This is a genomic window from Elusimicrobiaceae bacterium, from assembly GCA_017520185.1.
Classification (GTDB): Bacteria; Elusimicrobiota; Elusimicrobia; order Elusimicrobiales; family Elusimicrobiaceae; genus Avelusimicrobium.
Map to the genome: position 1 here is coordinate 117,877 of JAFXGO010000008.1, position 21,038 is coordinate 138,914.

The 21,038-nt window shown below is 43.8% G+C and carries 8 protein-coding genes; 3 read left to right on the top strand and 5 right to left on the bottom strand.

Going from position 1 to position 21,038, the window contains the following annotated elements:
- On the top strand, positions 1 to 1,593 hold the full coding sequence (locus tag IKL48_01210) for an arginine--tRNA ligase (GenBank protein ID MBR3603303.1): 1,593 nt from the start codon (positions 1 to 3) through the stop codon (positions 1,591 to 1,593).
- A gap of 92 nt (positions 1,594 to 1,685) precedes the next feature.
- Entirely contained in the window at positions 1,686 to 7,544 is a 5,859-nt protein-coding gene (locus IKL48_01215; GenBank protein ID MBR3603304.1) for a hypothetical protein, read from the top strand.
- Between the two features lie 397 nt (positions 7,545 to 7,941).
- On the opposite strand, the gene pbpC is transcribed toward IKL48_01215, so the two are convergent.
- From pbpC to IKL48_01230, 3 genes are all read right to left on the bottom strand, one after another.
- Positions 7,942 to 10,062: a penicillin-binding protein 1C gene (gene pbpC, locus IKL48_01220; GenBank protein MBR3603305.1), complete on the bottom strand. Its 2,121-nt coding sequence runs from the start codon at positions 10,060 to 10,062 to the stop codon at positions 7,942 to 7,944.
- Complete coding sequence (locus tag IKL48_01225; GenBank protein MBR3603306.1) at positions 10,059 to 15,710, bottom strand: Ig-like domain-containing protein; 5,652 nt, start codon at positions 15,708 to 15,710, stop codon at positions 10,059 to 10,061. The genes pbpC and IKL48_01225 overlap by 4 nt, the downstream gene beginning before the upstream one ends.
- Before the next feature lie 123 nt (positions 15,711 to 15,833).
- The gene (locus IKL48_01230) at positions 15,834 to 17,018 is read right to left on the bottom strand and encodes a hypothetical protein (protein MBR3603307.1); all 1,185 of its coding nucleotides are present in this window, start codon (positions 17,016 to 17,018) and stop codon (positions 15,834 to 15,836) included.
- A gap of 224 nt (positions 17,019 to 17,242) precedes the next feature.
- Here IKL48_01230 and IKL48_01235 point away from each other — a divergent pair, with 224 nt between their 5' ends.
- Positions 17,243 to 17,725 carry a type II secretion system protein gene (locus tag IKL48_01235; GenBank protein ID MBR3603308.1) on the top strand — a complete coding sequence of 161 codons (483 nt, stop codon included), beginning with the start codon at positions 17,243 to 17,245 and terminating at the stop codon, positions 17,723 to 17,725.
- 36 nt (positions 17,726 to 17,761) lie between these two features.
- Here the strand turns inward: IKL48_01235 and IKL48_01240 are convergent, their stop codons facing one another.
- Positions 17,762 to 19,198, bottom strand: a complete 1,437-nt coding sequence (locus tag IKL48_01240) for a DEAD/DEAH box helicase (protein ID MBR3603309.1) — start codon at positions 19,196 to 19,198, stop codon at positions 17,762 to 17,764.
- Positions 19,195 to 21,033 (bottom strand): ABC-F family ATP-binding cassette domain-containing protein, encoded by a 1,839-nt coding sequence (locus IKL48_01245; protein MBR3603310.1) that lies wholly within the window; start codon positions 21,031 to 21,033, stop codon positions 19,195 to 19,197. The genes IKL48_01240 and IKL48_01245 overlap by 4 nt, the downstream gene beginning before the upstream one ends.
- Positions 21,034 to 21,038: the final 5 nt, after the last annotated feature.

Sequence of the window (21,038 nt, forward strand, 5' to 3'; positions counted from 1 at the left end):
ATGTTTGCATACCTGAAAAAAGAAATTGAACTTAAGTTATCCAGCACCCCCGCTTTTGAAGGGGTAGAATTACCGAAAGTGGATTTTTCCCCCGCGCCGGAACATACCGGAGCCGATTTATCGTTAAATTGGGCCATGTCCGCTGCCAAAGTTTTGCGCAAAAACCCGATGGAAATTGCCAAACAAACAGCCGTTTTGCTCAGAGAAGTGAACGGTATTGCCGATGCTACAGCCGCCGCACCCGGATTTATTAATTTACAGTTGGAAGACAAATTACTCATCACTTCTGCTTTGGACCGTCGCATTAAAGAAAACACCTCCGTCGGTACCAATAAACATAAAATTTTAATTGAATTTGTCTCCGCCAACCCGACAGGCCCCTTGCACGTGGCTTCCGGACGCGGTGCCGCCTTAGGGGACAGTTTAGTCCGCATCCATCGCGCTTTGGGCCATAACTGCGACAGTGAATATTACGTCAATGATGCCGGCAACCAAGCACAACTCTTGGCCGAATCTTTAAAAGCCCGCATTCAAGGCAAAGAACCGCCGGAGAACGGATATCATGGGGAATATTTGGCAGAAATGGCGAAAGTAGCCCCGAAAGATTTGAAAGAAGAAGATTACGGACGTTGGGCAATGGAATATTTAATTAAAACCCAACAGGAAGATATGCAAGCCTTCCGCGTACAGTTTACGCGTTGGTTCCGCGAGTCCGAACTTCATAAAGAAGGTGCGGTAGAAAATGCTTTAAAAGCCTTAGAAGACAATGGCTACGCGTATAAAAAAGACGATGCCGTTTGGTTCGGCTCATCTAAAGATTCTGTAGCTAAAGACGATAAAGACCGCGTACTCGTACGCACCGACGGCAGACCCACCTATTTCTTGGCTGATATTGCCTATCATAAAAACAAATTTGATCGCGGTTATGACAACCTGGTAGATATTTGGGGTGCAGACCATCATGGCTATGTTCCTCGTATGAAAGCGGCGGTACATGCGTTGGGAAAAGAAGAAAAGGCTTTTACCCCCATCATTCACCAATTAATCCATTTGCTTGATAACGGAGAGCAGGTCAAAATGTCTAAACGCGCCGGTAAATTTATTACTCTGCGCGAACTGACCAACGAAGTAGGGGCTGATGCTTGTCGCTTCTTCTTTGCCAGCCGCACTCCGAATGCTCAAATGACATTTGACATTGAGTTAGCCAAAAAACAATCTAATGAGAACCCTGTATTTTACGTGCAATATGTACATGCACGCATTCACTCCATTTTTGCCGCTGCGGCAGAAAAGGGTATTGAAACCGGTGATGTGTTGACTCCGTTGTCCCCTCAGGAGAGAGCCTTACTCTTAAAACTGATTTGGTTCAAACCTGTTCTTCAAAACTGCTTAAACGATTTGAGCCCGCATCATTTAACCACGTATTTAATGGAATTGGCAGGCCTGTTCCACTCGTTCTATGACCATTGCCGCGTTTTAGACGAGCAAAACCTGCCTCTTACGCGCTCGCGCCTGCTCATTTGCCAACGGGTAGCCGAACGCATTAAAAAAGGCTTGGAATTTTTAGGCGTCAGTGCACCTGAAAAAATGTAAAAATGATTTGGTGTATTGATTAGTTGTATTTATAGAAAATCTCTTTGCGGTTGCTTACTCAAAGAGATTTTCTGTCTAAATAAGGAGAATATATGAAAAAAACCATTTTATTGCTAGGCTTCTTTTTCCCCTGTTTTTTACCGGCCCAAGACCTGCAAAAAGCCGAAGAATTTTATCAAAATAATAATTTCGCCCAATCTCTGTCTTTATACCAGCAGGCCATTCCCTCGCTTTCTTCTACTGCACTTTATCAGGCACAGCTTCGCGTCATTGCCAGCCAATACATGTTGGGGCAATATCTCAATGCGGCGCAAAGTGCATTTTCCTTTCCTTTGCCGGAAAACAATCTTTGGAAAGCGCGTTTTTTACTTTACCGCATCCAAACGGCCCAACGCGTAAAAAATCAATACCGCGCCATTCTGCCTGACACGTCAGAAGATAATGCCTCTTTGGCTCAATTAAGCCAAGCGCAATGGAATGAAAAAATAACGAAAACTTTTGAACAGTTGTGGGATTTGAAATCTACCCTGCTCAATGCCCCCATTGAAAAAGAAACTTTTATCTTAAACATTCAAGATACTGATACCACCGCCATTGCCACTTTGTTTGATTTTGTGGTTCTGACTTGGAGTGATTTCCTGTTAAACCAACCCACACAGGAACCTTTGCCGGCCGATATTGTTTTGCAAGAATCGGCAGCAGAGCCGACTCTGTTAAAAGAAAATACCACCAAAGTACTTTCCTTATATCAACAAGCCTCTCTTTTAGCAGGCAAAAATCGCAACAATGCCCGTATCATCTGGCAGGCCAAACGGTTGGTTCTCCCCTTTAATTATTCTTATCTTTTTGACTTCAAAGACGAAAAAGCCCAACGTTTACAAACGGCCTCTTTGCTGGAAGACTTGGCCGGACATAAAAAGGAAAAAACCTCTTGGTGGAATAAATGCAAAGAATTTCTGCAAAGCAAACCCGTCTATGGGCAGGCCTATGCCGCCCATGAAGCGGCCCAATTATATCAGCAGGCTCAATCCTTTCAACAGGCCCTAGAACTGTGCCGGTGGAGTCAAGAAAATTTGGGAGATAATTATTATTCTTCTTATGCGTGTGCAGAGTTGGTGAATGATATCACCAAACCCGTTTTAAATTTGGATTTTGTTCCTTTTTCGCAAAATCCGTCTGATATTACGGTTTCTTTTACTGCCAGAAATATAGACGCTGTTTACGCTCGTATTTACCGCACCGACGAGGCAGAACTTCAGCAATTAAACGGCAAAAATTCTTATCCTCCTTGGAATTATCTAAAGGATACAAATCAAAAGTTAATTCAATCTTTTGTCCAAAAAACTCCTTTTAAAACGCATATTGAAAAAATAAGTTATCCTTATCCTTACGCTTTCAAAGAGAGCAAAATGACACTTCCTTCTTTACAAGAGAGCGGATTCTATGTGGTGTTGGTAAGCCACAACCCGGATTTTAATAGCAAACAAGCACCGATTGAAGCCTTTGTTCTCAATCAAACAGACTTGGCTTTATTTGCCAGCGGGGCTATTGATGCTCCCGTCAGCAATGCCTGGAATCTGGCCGATTTCTCTGCCGATACCTTCCGCTTGTACACCTTAAACCTTAAAACGGGAGAACCTGTTGCTGATGCCAAAATCACCTATTTTTTACAAAATAAAAATAATCTCCATCAGGCAACAAGCAATGAAAATGGTTTGCTGACGGTTAAACAAACTATTTCTCCTCAAAAATCCTCTCATTTCCAAATTGCACCCAAAGCCCAAAAAGACGGAAACACCGCCTTTTTATCCGGTTGGTTTAATTTTTATTATCGCCCTGCGCAGCCATATAAATTTTATACAGAGACAGATTTGGCCCTTTATCGTCCGGGTCAAAAAGTGCAACTCGCTGTATATGGATTTAAAAATACCGCACGCGGATTTCAAACATTAGACAAAGATTCCGCCGTTCAAATCATTGTTCGTGACCCTAATTATCAAGAGGTCTATAAAGAACAATTATCCACCAACGATTTTGGTACGGCGCAGACTTCTTTTACATTACCGGAAACGGGACTTTTGGGAAATTATCACGTCAATACGTCCTTTAAAATTAAAAACAAGGAATATTCTTCTATCCACTCTTTTAAAGTAGAAGAATATAAACGCCCGGAGTATGAAGTAAATCTTCATAAGCAGGCAAAAATAGAATTTGGCAAAAAAGCAGAAATCACCGGTCATGCTCAATATTATTTTGGCACGCCGTTGCAAGATGCCATTGTTTCTTACAAAGTGACCCAACGCTCCTTTCAGCCGCGCTTTTGTTGGTGGTGCAGCCCTGCTGTTTCTTCAGAGAAACAAATTGCTCAGGGAGAAACGAAAACCGATGAAAAAGGTGATTTTATATTCTCCTTTTTAGCTCCGCAACAACAAAAAACGCCCACCTCTTTTTTAGTGGAGTTATCTGTCAGAGACGCTTCGGGCAGAACGATAGACACAACTCATACGTACTATACCAGCGAAAAGCCTTTCTTTTTTGCCGTCAAGTTTAAAAAAGGTTTCTACGATGCCCAAACCCCCACCGTACTGGCTGATATTGCTTTAACGGATATCAGCGAATCTGCCGTTAAAGGAAAAGTGCTCGTAGAAATATACGAATTAGAAAACACCTTGCCTGAATTGTCACAAGATAACACTAACTCCAACAATTCTTTACAGGCTTGGTACGGCAAAAATAAAGAAGTAAGAAAAGTAAAATCTCAAACTATTTCTTTACAGGAAAACTATGCTCCCATACACATTCCGGCCTTACCTGAAGGAATTTACAAACTTAAATTACAGCACAAACAAGCCGACACTCAAGAACTAATCTTCTTGGTAGCACAACAACACAGTCAGCTTGCATTACCGGAAGTGGCTATCGTACAAGAAGACAGTTATTCCCCCAACACGCAAGCCCGTATATTAATCGGCGCACAAAAATTAAAAGGCAAAAAACGGGTGGAAATCACGCAAGGCAATTTCCTTCTTTCGCGCCAAATGATAGATTCCGGCGTCAGTGTGTATCATTTGCCCATAGCGGCCGATTGTTTGGCCGGAGATTTACATTTACAATGGTTCGGTGCTAGTGATTACAAACTCTATGGCCAAAGAACAGTTATCCCCGTTTATCCGAAGGAAAAAGAACTTTCCTTATCCATAGAAGTACCGGACCGTGTAAAACCGGCTGAAAAAAATGCTTGGAAAATATCCGTTAAAAATGCCGCCGGCAAACCGGTATCGGCGCAGGTTTCCGCCAAAGTGTACGACAAATCCTTAGATTACTATGCCAAAAACAGTTCCGTCAATTTGAGCGGTTTGTGGAAAGAAATTTTAAGCGGATCTTTAGCCTTTGCAGAAAGCGCATACTCGGTTTATCCGCGCACATTAGATCGTGTAGAAACGCAAGATAGGAAGTATCAGCCTTATCCGCAAATGCCTAGCATTAATTTAAATTCTATGGCTCTGCATTACGGAATTACCAAAATGCGTACTCTTAACACGTTAGCCGCCCCAAAAGCTGCTTTTGCACGCGGGGCAGATATGGCCGTAGCAGAAGAAGCTGCCGTACAAGAAACTGCCCTTGCCAAACAGGCTGATAGCGCCCAAACAAGTGCTGCATCTTCCCCTGAGCAGAGTGCCCCTCGCACAGATTTTTCAGAAACGGCTTACTTTAATGCCATGCTCTCAGCCCCTCAAGGAACGGCCAAAATGCAGTTTACCATGCCACAAAGTTTGACCGCGTGGAACATCTTGGCTTTGGCCTTTACCAAAAAAGATGACTATGGCACTTTTACAGCACAAACCATTACGAAAAAAGATGTAATGGTCCGTCTGTCTCTGCCTCGTTTTTGGAGAGAAAAAGATAAGAGCCAACTTGTCGTACAAATTACCAACACTACCGCTAAAAAAAGAGAGGGAGTGCTAAGCCTAGACTTGCGCTTAGACGGGCAAGAAGTCTCCTCCTCTTTTGGCATTAAGTCACAAAGCCAAAAAGTCAGTATCCCTGCCAATGAAACGCTCTCTTTGCATTGGCCTGTCGATATCCCGCAAGGGGTAGGAGTGCTGACGGCCACCGCCTCTTTGCAAGCAGGTCAAGACAGTGATGCAGAGCAACGTCAAATCCCCATTTTACCGGCGGTAGAACGCTTGGCAGAAAGTACAACGGTCGCTTTAGAAAATGGCACTGCTTCTTTATCTTTGCAAAACTTGCTGGTGTCTGATGATACGCGCAAAGTGTCCACCGTTAATCTACGCATTGATCCGGGCCTTTTGCTCAGCGTTTTTAATGCTATGCCTCAGTTGCTCAAGCCCTATCACCAAGATATCATGAGTTTAACCGATAGGTACGTTCCTTTATCAGTGGTGCATGGGCTTTACCAGAAATACCCCCTGCTTGAGCAAGCCGTAGCCAAACTGCCCAAGCGAAATACGGCCACTCCGGCCTGGCATGACAATCAAGATCCGGCCCGTTTGATGCTCTTGGAAGAAAGCCCTTGGCTGCGTCAGGCGCAGGGCGGAGCGGATAAAGCGCAATTTCTGACAGATTTATTCAATGCAAAAATGGTTGAAAAAACACGTCAGGAAACGGAAAAAGAATTGAGCAAATATCAAACTTCTTCCGGCGGATACAGTTGGTTAGCAGGCGGAAATGCCAGCCAATACCTTACCATGAATGTCCTGTCCGGCTTTGCGCAAGTTTTGCGTTATGGAGGGAAAATCCCCCAGAAAAGCGCTCAAAAAGCATTGGCCTGGTTGGCCCCGCGCATTGAAGAAGATTTGCAGAAAAATCCCCCCTCTTTTCATGGGGTGGCCCATGCATTGTATGCGGCCTATGTCTATACCGCATTTCCGCAAGAGTGGAAGGAAGTTTCCTCCGCACCTGTACGCAAATGGTTAGATTATGCAGACAAGCATAGCGCTTTTATGACTCCTCTGGGGCAAACGTATGCGGCGGCAGCCTATTTCCGCTTGCAAGAGGATACCAAAGCGCAAAATTATATGGGTCTGGTGCTTTCCACCATGAAAACCGACCCTGTGACGGGTGCTTATTTTGCGCCGGAAGCGCAAAGTTGGCTATGGTACAACGATACCATTGCTACGCAAGCGGTCACCTTGCGCACTTTATTAGAACTCCGTCCCGAAGCCACCGAGCAAGCCAGTGCTATGGTTAAGTGGTTGTTGTTTAACCGCAAAGCCCAAGCATGGAACTCCACTACACAAACGGCAGAAGCCATCTATGCTTTGCTGGAATATATGACCAGAAACGGCATTTTGGACGACCCTGCCGAATATACCATCACATGGGGTGACGAACACAAAAAAATTGCTTTTGAACCGTTTGATTGGACGGAACAACTGGTTTGGACACAGCAAGCCTCTGACGTAAACCCTCAGTATTATTCCGCACAAGTGACCAAACGCGCCGGTTTAACGGGCTTTGCCACCTTAGATGCTATATACACAACGCAAAAAGCCTTACCTTCGCCAAAAGGGGTGCTGAATGTATCGCGCAGATATTTACTCAAATATACGGAAAACGGAATAGAAAAAGTGCGTGAAATTTTGCCCGAAGAAGAAATACCCGTCGGGGCGGAAATAGAGGTACGTTTGACTTTACAAACCGCCTCTGCCTTTGACTTTGTAGTATTAACAGACCCCAAACCGGCCGGTTTTGAAAATACCGAATTATTAAGCGGTTGGAGTTGGGACATCTTGCCCACGTACCGCGAGTATAGAGATGCCTCCACCCACTTCTTTTTAGACCGCGTACCGGCGGGTGAATATAGTTTCTCCTACACATTGCGTCCCACTCTGCAGGGAGAATATCACATCTTGCCCGCACAAGTACAGTCTATGTACGCACCGGAATTTTCCGCCCATACAGACGGTGACAAAATCTACATTAAATAAAGATAAAAAAACCCGAGTTCTTTACAGAACTCGGGTTTTTAAATACAGATATTTTATTCTACATAACAATTATTGGAAGCAGTAGTTCCCACACCGGAAGTACACCCCGATCCGCCAATCGACATTCCCAATCTTTTACATAGACTAACATCTTCTGATAAACAATGTCTCTTTCCATTTACTAAACTCTATACCGGATATGTAAGTCCACCGGAAGCAGTTCGTCGGAAAGCCACTGAACCGGCATCGGAACCCGAGATATCAATTAGATAACAATTCAATCAGCGTAAAACCGCCGACATTTTTAAATGTTTTTTTTATAAATTTTTATCCTCTTTCATTTTATTTTCACTACCCTTAATTTCTAACAAAAAAGAACCTTTCAACTCTTTTTCTCTTACAATACTTTAAAGTGGGTGTGGGCAATCTCCTCAGCACAAACCACTTGCACCTCAAATTCCCCCTCTTTTAAAGCAAACCAAACTTCCGTACCATTTTCCGCTAAAGGTTGTCCATTAATTTTCCACTCACAAGAAGCAGCCGTTTTAGAAACCTGCAAAAGTATTTGTTGTGCTTGCGGCGGTAAAGAGGGGTCATAGTTAAAAATATCATTCTCCGCAGGAAAAACAAAGTGCAACGGGGTTTGTGCCGGCTCATGTTCAGCCCTGCAATATGTTTTTGGCTGTGTACCCTGTACAAAAAGTTCTTCTTTCACATGCCTACATTCGGGCCCTGCCAGCAAAGCGGTTTCTTGGCAAACAAGCGCAGAAATTACATCATAAGGACGCGCAAATTCACCGCCGGGATACTTGGTTTGAGCGTAGGACAAAACATCACGCAAAACAGGTGCCGCGCCCGAAATACCGGACACTTTTTGCATGGAAGCGGCATCAAAATTTCCCACCCATACGGCTACGGTAATACGCGGTGTGTATCCAATGGCAAAATTGTCTTTATAATCCTTACTGGTACCCGTTTTTGAAGCAGCAGCAAAAGGAAAATTCAACGGGGAATTAAGGCCAAAAGCATCGGCGCGGGCGGCATTGTCTGCCAATATATCGGTAAGAATATAGCTGATCGTTTCCGGCAAGACTCGTTTAACGGTTGTCGGTTGGCTTATCAACGGATTTTGGGCAAAGACCACCGGCCGCAAAATACCTCCGCGTGCTAACGTAGCATAGGCGTTGGCCAACTCCAACAAAGTCACTTCTCCGCCGCCTAAAGCCAACCCAAGCCCATAAAAATCTGCCGGTTTTGATAAAGAATGAAATCCAAACTCGTGCAAAAACTCCAAAACCGCTCCCGCCCCCAGCGGTTCGGCCGCTTTGATAACGGGTACATTGTAAGAATTGGCAAGCGCTTTACGCACAGTGACCGCACCATGAAAGCGTTCATCATAATTGCGCGGACGATATCCCCCATCAAAAAAGGTATCCTCGTCTTTCAAAAGGCTGGCCGCTGTCAGCCCATGTTGCATAGCAAGTCCGTATACAAAGGGTTTCAATGCAGAGCCCGGTTGGCGCATGGCACTCACACCGTCCACTTGCCCTTGATTTTTAGTATCAAAAAAATCAGCCGACCCTACATAAGCCAGCACCTCACCGCTTGTATTGTCTAACACCACCACTGCGCCATTAGTGACGTGGTTGTCTTTTAATAAAGTCAAATGGTTGCGCAGAGAGTTTTCAGCATAGAGTTGTAAGTCTTTGTCTAAGGTGCTTTCTACTGTGCCGGAAGGGGCGTCTTTTAAAAGACGGCGGACAAAATGCGGCGCCTGAAAAGGCCTGTCCCCGCGCTCAACACCCAAAGGCTCTGCCAAAGCCATTTCATATAAAGAAGAAGATATGGCTCCCACCTGTTTCATGGCTTGCAAAACTTTGTTTCTTTTCTCTAAAGCCCCTTGAGGATTTTGAAGTGGATTTAAGCGAGTAGGGGCCTGTATCAATCCCACCAATAATGCTGCTTGCGCCAAAGAAACTTCTTTGGCAGGCACTGCAAAATAATATAACGAAGCCGCTTGTACCCCTTGCGTTAAATTTCCCAATGATACAGAATTAAGGTACTGTTCTAAAATTTCTTCTTTGCTATGTTGATAGTCCCAATATAAAGCCAAAAAAGCCTCTTTTAGTTTTCCGCCCATATTTTTTTTTGTGGAATATTGCATACGCACTACTTGTTGCGTAATGGTAGACGCACCCGAAATCACCCTGCCTGCTTTGATATTTTGCCACAAGGCGCGCAAAATGGCTTTAGGATCTATTCCATAATGACGGTAAAAACGTCGATCTTCCACCGCTACTGACGCCTGCAAAAGCCACACTGACATTCTGTCCAATGAAACCCATTGCTGGTAGGTCTGTTGCGGCGTTAAAGAGCTGCGCAAAGCAGTACCATAACGGTCTGTGACGGTGACTGAGGGCCGGCCCATTGAAGAAGAACCAAAAGCCTGCCCCAAAGAGACCGTTGATGAGATTAATAAAAAACCCAATACCGTTAAGAAAAATCTTCTTCCTTTCATGGTTTTTGTATTTCTAGGGTTCCCGTTTTATTTCTTCCAAAAACCGAAGGATCATACATTTGGCTGGCCCACAAACTTGGATAAGCAAATCTGCCGGCCGTTCGGGCCTGCACCCAATAACTATACTCATGTTCTCCGGCGGGCAGGTAATCGGCAAAGGCAACAAAACGGTCATCATATTTTTCATTTCTGGCAAAATAATTTGGCTTTACGGATTTTTCAGCTGCGGGGACTGCTTGAGTGGCTAACTCTGTTTGCACAATTTCAAAACCGGCCGGAATGAAATCTTCCAACACAACAAATGAACGTGAAACGGCAGACTCTACATTAAGCACTACTTTGTAGCGTTGGCCTTCTTGTAATTGCTGGACGGGGGTCCCCTGCAAGTCCACTATTTTCCGGCTCACGGCAAACCCTGCGTTTAAAGATTTATCGTAAGACTTGGGGGTATAAACTTGAGAGAGGGAGTAATACAATGTCCCTGTGCCGGATTTATTCATTTTCACACGTACTTCATCTGTCCCCTGATAAACCGATTGCATGGGCCACTGCGCCTCTTGGCTTTGGTTATCGCGGCCTTTAAAGGTCTTTTTCAGCACTTCTTTTTCATCAAAAGAAACCGTTGCCTTAAAATTCACCGAACCATTTTCTTTTAAACTATAGTAGGTATATAAGGCCGAAAATGCCGCCGCGTTAGAATGCGTATTTTGCCAGTGTCCTTGATGATTTAATTGCTCAAGCAACCAACGGACTGCCTGATAAGGCTGGGGCAAATAATCCCCCGTCTTTAACAAAGCCTGCAAACAAAGAGCCGTCACTTTTTCATCATTAATCGGCAACCAGGTTTGCTCCTGTTTTTCTGCAAAGTGTAAGGTCTGAGCACCGTAAACAGCATGGTTTAAAAGACCTTGCGCCAGCTCGTCTTGCACCTGTTTGGATTGGTTTAACAAAGGCGCACTTTGCAACAAATAGGCTTGAGCCGATACGGAGAGAGCATTTCTTTGGCTATAGAGATTATTAAACTGTCCCGTCATTTTTTCTCCGTACAAGGACAACACATACACCGCATAAGCACGCACTGTTTTGTCAGCAGAGGCGGAATAATCAAAAGCATAGTTCCTATCATCTGAGAAAACCCCCTTCAACCAAGATAAGGCCTTCTTGACGGAACTGTCCGGCAAGCCGTATCCGGCCTTTTGTGCCCAGTATGCAACTTCTAACGCATACGCAGTGACATACGGGTCTGCCGTAAAAGAGGGCCAATAAGCATACCCCCCCGAAGATGCCTGATATTGGGGCATTTGGTCCAAACTCTCCTGTACGGTTTTACGATAGGATTCATCTTGCACAAGAGAGAAATCTTTCAACAATTCCTCCCCCTGTATTAAAGGCCATATTTTAGACATTCGCTGCTCTAAACAATCATAGGGATAATTAAGCAAATACAACAGCCCTCCGCGTAAATTTAACAAGGCCGTCGATGCCAAAGATAACTCCACTAAAGACGGGGCATCTTTATTAATAGATGAGGGCTTGCCCAAAAGTTGTTCTTCCTCTTTGTCAGTAGCACTATACAAAGCCAATGTTTGTGGCTTTTCCACTTCTACAATGGCAATCTTTTTCTCCACTGCGTCTTGATAAAGGGCAGATTCCGCCCGAAAAGACACCTTTGCTTCTTCCTTTTTGGTGGCTTTGCAAGGCCAAGAAATTTCTGCGCTTTTTCCTTTTTCTAAAGAAAGAGAATGTACTTTCTCCGTCAGGGCAAGGCCCCCTTGCGCATGTGCCCACACTTTTAAAGAAGCTAAATCTTCTGAGTAGTTATGCACGATGGCCGAACAATTAAATGTATCTGTTTCTCTGGCAAAACGCGGCAATTTAGGGGTAATCATTAAAGGTTTTGAAACGGTAAAGTCTTGCTGTGTGGCGCCGAATTCCGCCACCGTAGCCGCTACCGCCATTACCCGAAAAGTAGTTAAATTATCCGGCAAAGTAAATTTAATATGGCCTCTGCCTTTGGAATCGGTGCGAAGTTGACCATTGAAGTAGGGCGTAAACTCAAAGTGACTGCGCAAGTCTGTCCCGTCAAATTTGGAAGATGCAGCACCGCCCCCACCGCGATTTTCCCCTTTTTCGCCAAAATTACGCTGACCGATTAAGAAAACTCTGTTATCAGCCGTCAACACAGACAGGGCTTGCATACCATAAAAATCATCTAACAAATTCGGCGTTTTGTATTGCGTCAAGGCCAAAATACCTTCGTCCACCACCATCAATGTAATATCTGCCGATACCGGTTTATCCGAACGCGAAGTTTCTATCTTTACATTTACTTCTTCTCCGGGTTGATAGTCAGGTTTATCCAATGAAACTCTCGTTTGAATTTCCCGCTCTTTTTGAGAAAGTGTTAAATTGACGTAGCCTGTTTTTCCTTGTGGCTTAGCCAAATCTAAGCCTTGCTCATCAAATTTAGGCTCTGCCGCGCGACCTTTGATTAAAGTGACCCCTACAAAAACATTGGGCAGATAATTTGACTTCATGGGAACGGATATATAATCAGCTCCGGCCGATATGGGCACCGTCCATGCATCTAACACGCCTTCTCTTTCCACCGTCACCAAGGCTAGGGCATTTTCGTAAGGGCTTTGTACCAAAATACGGGCTGTATCCGTAGTGTCATATTGGGTTTTATCTTGCTTTAAAACCAAAATATCATCATCATTTTGTTTCCAATAGGCTTTCCCTTTTCCGTATACGATAAATTCAAAACCGCCCAGCACCTTTCTTCCGCTTTCATCGACACTTTGCAAAACTACCTGATAAACACCGGCTTCTTCGGGTGTGAAAGAAAAGTCATACCCTTGCCGCTTTACAGAAAAAGACTGCGTGTGAATTTCTTTTACACGACGTTGCGTAATCCACTCCAGCCTACCAAATAAACCATTTTTTCTAACGCTTAAATATTCTTCCTTCTGTATTTTAGCCGTCACTTTAGCAGCCTCTATCGCCTCTGCTTCCAAAGAGACCGCCTGAATATGCGCTTGGGCTGTTTCGCCCAATTCTATTTGGGAAGAAGCCATCTTGCTGCCCAGATAAAAAGAGGCCGGATTTACAAAAACCGATTGCCGCGCAAACAATTGCTGACCGGACATATCTTGCACGCTGACTTGCGCATGAACGCGCTGAGGCCAGGCAATTTTTGGCAAAGGCACTGAAAAGTTAATTTTCCCCTTTTCATCTAAAGTGGCAGAAGATTGTACCAATAAATTATTACTTTCCGGCAAATCTTCCGTTAAGAAATAGGGCATAAATTCATAGTCTTCAAACTTGTCAGCAGAAAAGAAAGAACGCGTTTTTCGTACGCTCCAATTTACTTTTCCCTCTGATACCGGCGCACCGAATAAATAATCAGCCGATACGGAAAATTCGGCCGTTTCACCGCCGATATATTGATCTTTTAGCGCACTTACGGAAATGGCAAAATCTGCTTGCTCTACGGCTTCTACACGTACGGAGACATAACCGTCGCTTTGGCCGCCAATCTCCTCAAAATAGATTTGCCAAAGACCCGTAGGGGCATTTTTAGGCAAGTCAAAACGTGCAGAAAAACTGCCACTGTTTTCTTGGTAAAAAACCTCTTGTTCATAGGCATTGTCGCCACGTGAGTTGAATATTTTAAGGGTTCCCTTTTTTTGCTGAGGCAAGGTCCATTTTCCGTTCTTTTTATGACGAGAAATACCCTTTATATAGATTGTTTCTTCAGGGCGATAAATACCTCTGTCTGTAAACAATACCGTTTTAGCGGTGTTTTGCATAGGCTGATAATCATAATTAATTTGAAAGCGCCACGGCTCTAAACCACTATTCCAACTGCTGGCCAGTACCGCATCACCGCCACTGCTGGTGACAAAAGCATACAAAGTGGGGTTGGACCATTGATTTTTGCTGCGGGCTTTAAGCGCAGCAGTGCCCGGTGCCCAAGCCAAACCGTTGGCATCGGTACTTCCTTTCCATAAGGTAGTATTGGTATCGTCTTTTAACTCTATGCTATGACCGCCTTTGGGCTCACCGCTTTGCAAAGAAGTGACCCAAATCAAGGTATTTTCGGCAGAAGATTTTAAAGTAATGCCCAAATCGGTAATATTATCGGTAGCATTAACCCAACAATACCCCTCTTTTCTATGACGGGAAGGTACTTTGACCTGTGAAAAAATAATACTGTTTTGACCGGTGGGATTGAATTTCTTTAGATCCAAATAGGTTTTTTGTGTTTTGTCTTCTCTGATGTGGAAGGGATAGGCTGCGTTATATTGCAAATCGGCTTGTTTGATTTCTGCCTCACCGCAATAAGGAATATTTTTTTGTAAAAAGGGAATAAAGTTGGATTTATTGAAACGTGCAGCACGCACATCTAATTGTTTGGCATTAAGCACATCAATCGGATGTTTGGGCGGGAAATAACTTTCCAACACACCGTTTCCCCCCTGAAAATCAACTGCAGGACAATAGCCGCTATTTTCAAAATTTAATGTTTGTTCTTTCCCTAATGTCTGTCCGTAAATATCAGGCAACTGCTTATCTATGACTATCGTCAGAGGTTGTTGGGGAGTCATATTTACAAAAGAAAGTGGCATTGCAAAATAGCCACCGCCGGGGATATCCCCATTATATTGACGACCTAAAGTTTGTTTTTCTTGTTCGGTTAATGTACGCAAAGCACCTTGTGGCGAAACCCGAATGTGTTTTAGTAAATCTTCCAATCTCACCGGAGAAGAAAATTGAATTTGAGCCTCATAGGGCAAACACCCTTGAGAAACGATGGATTTAATAACTAAGGCAGGGTATGTAAAGAAATGAGAAACAAAAGGATCTTTCAGGCCCAAATCTCCCTGTTTGGCACGTAAGGAAGAATTTATCGTTAAAGTAATTTGAGTCCCAACAGGTAATGATTTTTGTGGTTTAATAACAAATAAATTCTCTTCTTTTACCCAAGAGAATTGTTCTTTATGTTCTTCTTTCGTAATACTTCGTACGGCAAAAGGCACCTGCACCGTTTGTTCTTGACGTACTATTTTTTCTTGTAGAAAACGCTCTTTTAATTGTTCCCACCAGGTTAATGGTTTTAGGGTTTGATAACTCAGTGTAAGCGATGCGGGCACACTGGCCAAATCGACCGCTTGGGAAAGGCGAACAAAAATAAGAGGATTTAAGTCTATCCATTGTTCTTGATCGGCAGGCAAAACCCCTTCTACGGTTAAACGAGGGGTAGTGAAAGTAAAGCAATAATCTTGCGCCAGCCCTTGCCCAGATACCGCAGATTGAAATCCAGCAGCTAAAACAACGTTATACTCCGTTGATAGCGGCCAGTTGTCTTCCGGCTCAAATTGCAATGTTTGCGTACCCACGTAGCGGCAGCTCCCTTTAACGGAAGGAGTAATCTTAATAGGGCACTGATCCTCGGCAAAAGCATTTTGCTCGCTCAGCGCAACCACCGGCTGATTAAAGGTAATACTGATAGGCAAACGCCCCTGCGCGCTTTCTTCCCCTTTGGGAGATGCTGCCACCACTTTTAAAGGCTCGGCCGTCCAAGCACTTGCCGTAAAAATAAAAAAAGACAACAACACAGATAAAAGACATTTATAAATTTTCATAGTTTCCTCTGGTTTAGATAGATATCTTTATTTTATCTTTTTCTCTGCCAAAGAAACGAAACAAAAAAATATTACATAAAAAAGCCCCGCCGTTTGGCGAGGCTTTGCAGCAAACTTAACAAATTAGAATTTCACTAAGATACCCAACTGACCTTTGGTATTATCTCTACCTTCGTCAGCTTTGGTTTCCGTACCAAATTTGGCATAGCCGACACCGGCAAACAAGTCCACATATTCATTGTGAGCATATTTGGCAGTCAAGTCAGCTTCCCACGTGGCGGCATGGTGACCATAGCGATCTTGGAAGGCAAAACCGTCTAAAGCAAAAGTCCATTTACCGGTATTGAAATCCACACCGATGTTGTATAAGCGAATTTCTTGTGCCAATACATCTTCGAAGTCACCTACGAGCAAGCCGGGAGTATAGTTGCCAAAACCCAAGAATTCATTGCTATATACAAAAGCGGCGCGCGGGGTGAAGGCATCTAAGTTCAAAGCAGCATCGGCTTTGAGGAAATAACCGGTACCTTGTTCTTCTTTCACTAAGCGTTCACCGCCAAAGTTGCGGGCATATTCTGCCGCCAAAGTGAAGGCTTCGGGAGCGAAGGTCAATTTAGTACCATAGAAACCGCTGTTTTGGTGTTCAGCAGCCTTTTCTGCGCTGGTTTCTTCATCGTAGTATTTCAAGTTTTGGAAGTTATAACCATATACTTGCCATTGCAAGTTGTCTGCCAAGTTTAATTTAAAGTCGGCACCGTATACTTCCCCTTCAAAACCATTCGTCAACGGGGTTTCAGTGCCCAACATTTTACCGGCCAACATGGTAAAAGATTTATAATCATCGGCATAGTTAAATTTTACAGCATCTAAGGCAGCCCAGTGATCATTGGTTTCGGCATTGTAATGGCCGGGACCAAAGTACATAACGGCACTGTCTTCATCGCCATAGAATTGGCGACCGATGGTCAGTTCAAAACAGTCAAACAAATTGGAAAGTACGATGTTAGCTTCAGCCAAGTCTACATTATCCCAATAATGTTGAACGTTGGAACCTTTCACGCCGTCAGTAGAAGAACCCCAACTATTGGCATAGCCAAATAACAAATTGGCTCTTACATCTTCCACTAAGTCAAAAGAAGCACCGGCCAACACACGTAAATTGGTACCGGAGTTATATTCTAAACGATGGTCTCTGACATCAGAGCCGATCACTTGTACCTCACCTTTGAGGTCTACATTCTTCAGCACATCTGCGCTTACCGGATAACCCATAGTGAGCACTAACAGTAAGCCAAGTAGTTTCTTCATGCAGTACTTCCTCCTTAGTTTGTATTTAACCTACCCTACCCCCCTATTTTAAACCAAAATATTTTTTTTTGGCAAGTCCTTTTTTAGAAACAGATTGACAAGCCTTAAAAATACTGATATCCTATTACCCATTTATTTTTAGTTAAGCAAAAGTTAAATAAAAAATCTTGAAATCCCCTCTTAAAAGCAATATACTTTAAGTATCTTAATCGCTTGGAGTGTTTATGAAAAAAGGTTTTACTTTGGTTGAATTATTAGCTGTAGTACTGATTATCGGACTTTTGGCAGGAGTGGCCGTCCCTAAATATACCCGTTCTGTACGCCGCGCTGAAATGATTGAAGGACTTACCAACGGAAAAACAATTTTTGATTCTGTTATCCGCTACAAGGCCGTTAACAGTGTTCTTCCCTCTTTTGACCAAATAGATGTGGGATTTATCGGCGTAGAAGAAGATACTGAAGGAAATGTTTTTATTGACGGAAATGTTTTTACCGATGTAAACTTTACTTATGTAATTCAACCGGAAGAACCGGCACACTTAAAAATACAAAACAACAAAGATGATTATTATCTGCAAATGTTCTTTCCCGTAGTCACCGAACAAGGCGTTTCCGCCCCCATATATTGTTGTCCGGCTGATAATTGGGTATGTAAGAATGCTTCCACAATTAAGAGTCCGGAGGAGACTTGCACAGAAATAAGATAAGATCTCTTACAAAAACCCCGCTATTAAGCGGGGTTTTTATTTCCTTTTTCTTTTAAAAAACTTATGTTTTCCATGCTTTTTAGCACTCGCGTAAAAATGTTTTGTAGGTAGGGTTGATGTAGGATTATTGTTCTTTTTCCCTCCTACGCGCACCACATTAAATCCACTTTTTTGAGCCGAATTTTCCACTTTTAATTGGATAGATTCTTGTGGTAGAGTAGGTTTAGGTTTAGGCTGAACAGTCGGTTTCTTGGCAGGCTCTTTGGCGCGAATGGGCAAGGCCGAGTCTGTAGGCTTTTCTACAAAAGCAGCATTTTCCTTTCTCTTACGGCGCACCTGCTCCGGCACAAATTTAGGCGCCGGCAAGTTTTGAGTGGTTTTGGTTAATTCTGTCACTTTACCCAAGCGGCATACGCGGCAAATTTCGGTCCATTTTTCCACATCTTCCGTCACAAAAGAGAGCGCCGTTCCTACACTGCCGGCTCGGCCGGTACGGCCGATACGGTGGATATAATCTTCGGCACATTGTGGTAAATCATAATTAATGACACAACCGATATCCGCCACGTCTATTCCGCGCGCGGCCACATCTGTAGCCACCAACACAGGCACCATGCCTTCTCGGAAACCTTCCATTACTTGACGGCGGCGGTTTTGGCGTAAATCTCCGTGCAAGGCCCCTACTTTACAACCATATTGCTTCAGTTGTTTGGCCAAACGGTCTGCCCCATGTTTACTTTTTACAAATACAAGCACCGAGCCTTTGCGCAATTTGAGTTCATGCACCAACTGTGGCAATTTCTCACGCGTGCTTAAACGTACCATTTGCTGCACCACTAAATCTACAGGGCGTGTCACAGAGCCTATTTGTACGCGCACAGGGTCTTTTAAAAATCCTTGAGATAAAGCCTCAATTTCTTTAGGAAACGTAGCAGAAAAGAGTAAAGTTTGATGCTCGCTTACGATGGCAGACCCAATTTTTTGCACGTCGGGCATAAAACCCATATCCAGCATACGGTCAGCCTCGTCTAACACAAAAAAACCAATATTTTTCAGACTCAGACTTTTACGACCGATATGGTCTATAATACGGCCCGGCGTACCGATAATCACGCGTGGATGACGGCGCAAATCGGCATACTGTTTATGGATATTATCTCCGCCGATAATCAAAGCACAGGGCATCTGTTTTTTATCTTCCAGCAAAGATTGCATTGCCTCTTGGGTCTGTTGGGCCAGCTCCCTTGTAGGAGATAAAATAAGGGCCGCCTTATCGGTCTGCTCGGTTAAATAAACTAATAACGGCAATAAAAAGGCAAAAGTTTTGCCCGTTCCTGTTTGCGCAGTGGCCAAAATATCACGCCCTTTTAAAGCAGGAGGAAGTGCTGATTGTTGCACTTGAGTAGGCTCTGTAATGCACAAACGCGTTAATGCTGCCTGCAACCACGCAGGAAGTTGCCGAAAGGCACTCATGCGCCCTCCTTGTCGGACATAATTTCTTCGCATTGTTCATTAAGCAAAATCCAACGTTCTTCCAAATCCGAAATTTGATCTCCCAACAAAGCCAACTCTATGCTATTATCTGCATCATAGCGCACTAAAAGTGCATTTTCCAACTCTTGTTTACGGTGGTTTAATTTCTCTAATTTTTTGTCAATTTCTCTAATTTCTTTTTTCAAAGGAGCCAGCTCCGCCCGGCGTTGAGCCGCATTGCGGCGCCGCGCACCGGCAGCGCTTTCTTTATCATTGTGTTTAAGTAAGCTGGCTTTATAATCTTGCAAATCTCCGCGATAAATCTGACAAGTACCGCCCTTGACCAACCATAATGTATCACAGGCCATTTCTATCACATGCAAATCATGCGTAATGAGCACCACCGCACCTTCATAGGCATTGAGCGCTTCTAAAAGGGCTTGACGGGAAAGAATATCCAAATGGTTGGTCGGCTCGTCTAAAATGAGTAAATTGGGGGCATCTTTGGTAATCAAAGCCAAAAGCAGGCGGGATTTTTCTCCCCCTGAAAGTTTCCCAATTAAGGTATCTGATTTGCTTTTATTTAAACCAAAAGCGCCCAACTGTGCACGAATTTGAGTTTCGCTGGCATTGGGCATCAACTGTGAAAGTTGCTCATACGGGGTTTTTTCTACGTCTAATTCTTCCGTCTGATGTTGAGAAAAATAAGCGATTTTAATCTTTTTGGCAATGGTCATGCGCCCATTCATCAACAATAACCGATGCGATAATATTTTAGCCAACGTAGACTTACCGTTTCCATTGGCACCCAACAAGGCAATACGATCATCTGGCTCTATGCGCAGAGTTAAATTTTGCAAAACGGGTTTTTCGTCATATCCGGCCACGCCGTCTTCTATAGTAATCAATGCCTGCGTTAAAGCAGACGGAGAAGGAAATTGAAAATGTACCTCAGGGTCTTTAATCACAGCCGGAGGCTCGCCCATTTTTTCAATCATCTTAATACGGCTTTGGGCCTGTTTGGCTTTCGTGGCTTTATAACGGAAGCGATCTACAAAAGACTGCAAATGCGCCACCACACGCTCATGCTTGGCTGCGGCTAAGCGGGCACCCTCTTGTTCAGCTTCGCGCGTTCGTTCGTAGCTGTCATAATTTCCGTTATACATGCGCAGCTGGCCGTCCGCCTCCACATGCACGATTTTATCACACAAGCGGTTTAAAATATGTCTGTCATGACTGATAAGCAAAACGGTTTTATCCGTCTTGGCCAAATAGTTTTCCAGCCAAGTGGCCGTTTCTAAATCCAAGTGGTTGGTCGGTTCGTCTAAAAGCAAACAATTACTTGGGGCGTATAAAGTGGCCGCCAAATTGGCACGCACTTGCCAACCGCCGGAAAACTCCTTTAAGGGGCGTTCAAAATCACTATTTTCAAACCCCAAACCGCTTAAAATAGCGCTGGCACGAGCTTTGGCAGCATGTGCACCTAAAAAGTCTAAACGGTCGTAAATTTCAGCCAATTTTTCGCCGGACAAATCTTTGGTCAGTTCCCGTTCCAAACGGGTAATTTCCGTATGTGCTTCCAATACAAATTCAAGTAATTTTTTAGAAGGGTCTTTGATTTCTTGTGCCACAGAAGCAATTTGGGTTCCGCGTGAAATTTCTATTTTTCCCCCGTCGGGAAACAAATCCCCCGTAATGAGTTTAAAGAGTGTGGACTTACCGCACCCATTCAAACCGACCACCCCCACCTTTAAGCCGTCCGGCAGGAGCAAGTTGGCATCTTCAAACAAGGTGCGCAATCCAAAATGAAAAGATAAATCTTTAATCTCAATCATATTTA

Coding starts and splice junctions, on each gene's coding strand:
- IKL48_01210 (MBR3603303.1), top strand. CDS start 1: ATGTTTGCATACCTGAAAAAAGAAATTGAACTTAAGTTATCCAGCACC.
- IKL48_01215 (MBR3603304.1), top strand. CDS start 1,686: ATGAAAAAAACCATTTTATTGCTAGGCTTCTTTTTCCCCTGTTTTTTA.
- pbpC (MBR3603305.1), bottom strand. CDS start 10,062: ATGAAAGGAAGAAGATTTTTCTTAACGGTATTGGGTTTTTTATTAATC.
- IKL48_01225 (MBR3603306.1), bottom strand. CDS start 15,710: ATGAAAATTTATAAATGTCTTTTATCTGTGTTGTTGTCTTTTTTTATT.
- IKL48_01230 (MBR3603307.1), bottom strand. CDS start 17,018: ATGAAGAAACTACTTGGCTTACTGTTAGTGCTCACTATGGGTTATCCG.
- IKL48_01235 (MBR3603308.1), top strand. CDS start 17,243: ATGAAAAAAGGTTTTACTTTGGTTGAATTATTAGCTGTAGTACTGATT.
- IKL48_01240 (MBR3603309.1), bottom strand. CDS start 19,198: ATGAGTGCCTTTCGGCAACTTCCTGCGTGGTTGCAGGCAGCATTAACG.
- IKL48_01245 (MBR3603310.1), bottom strand. CDS start 21,033: ATGATTGAGATTAAAGATTTATCTTTTCATTTTGGATTGCGCACCTTG.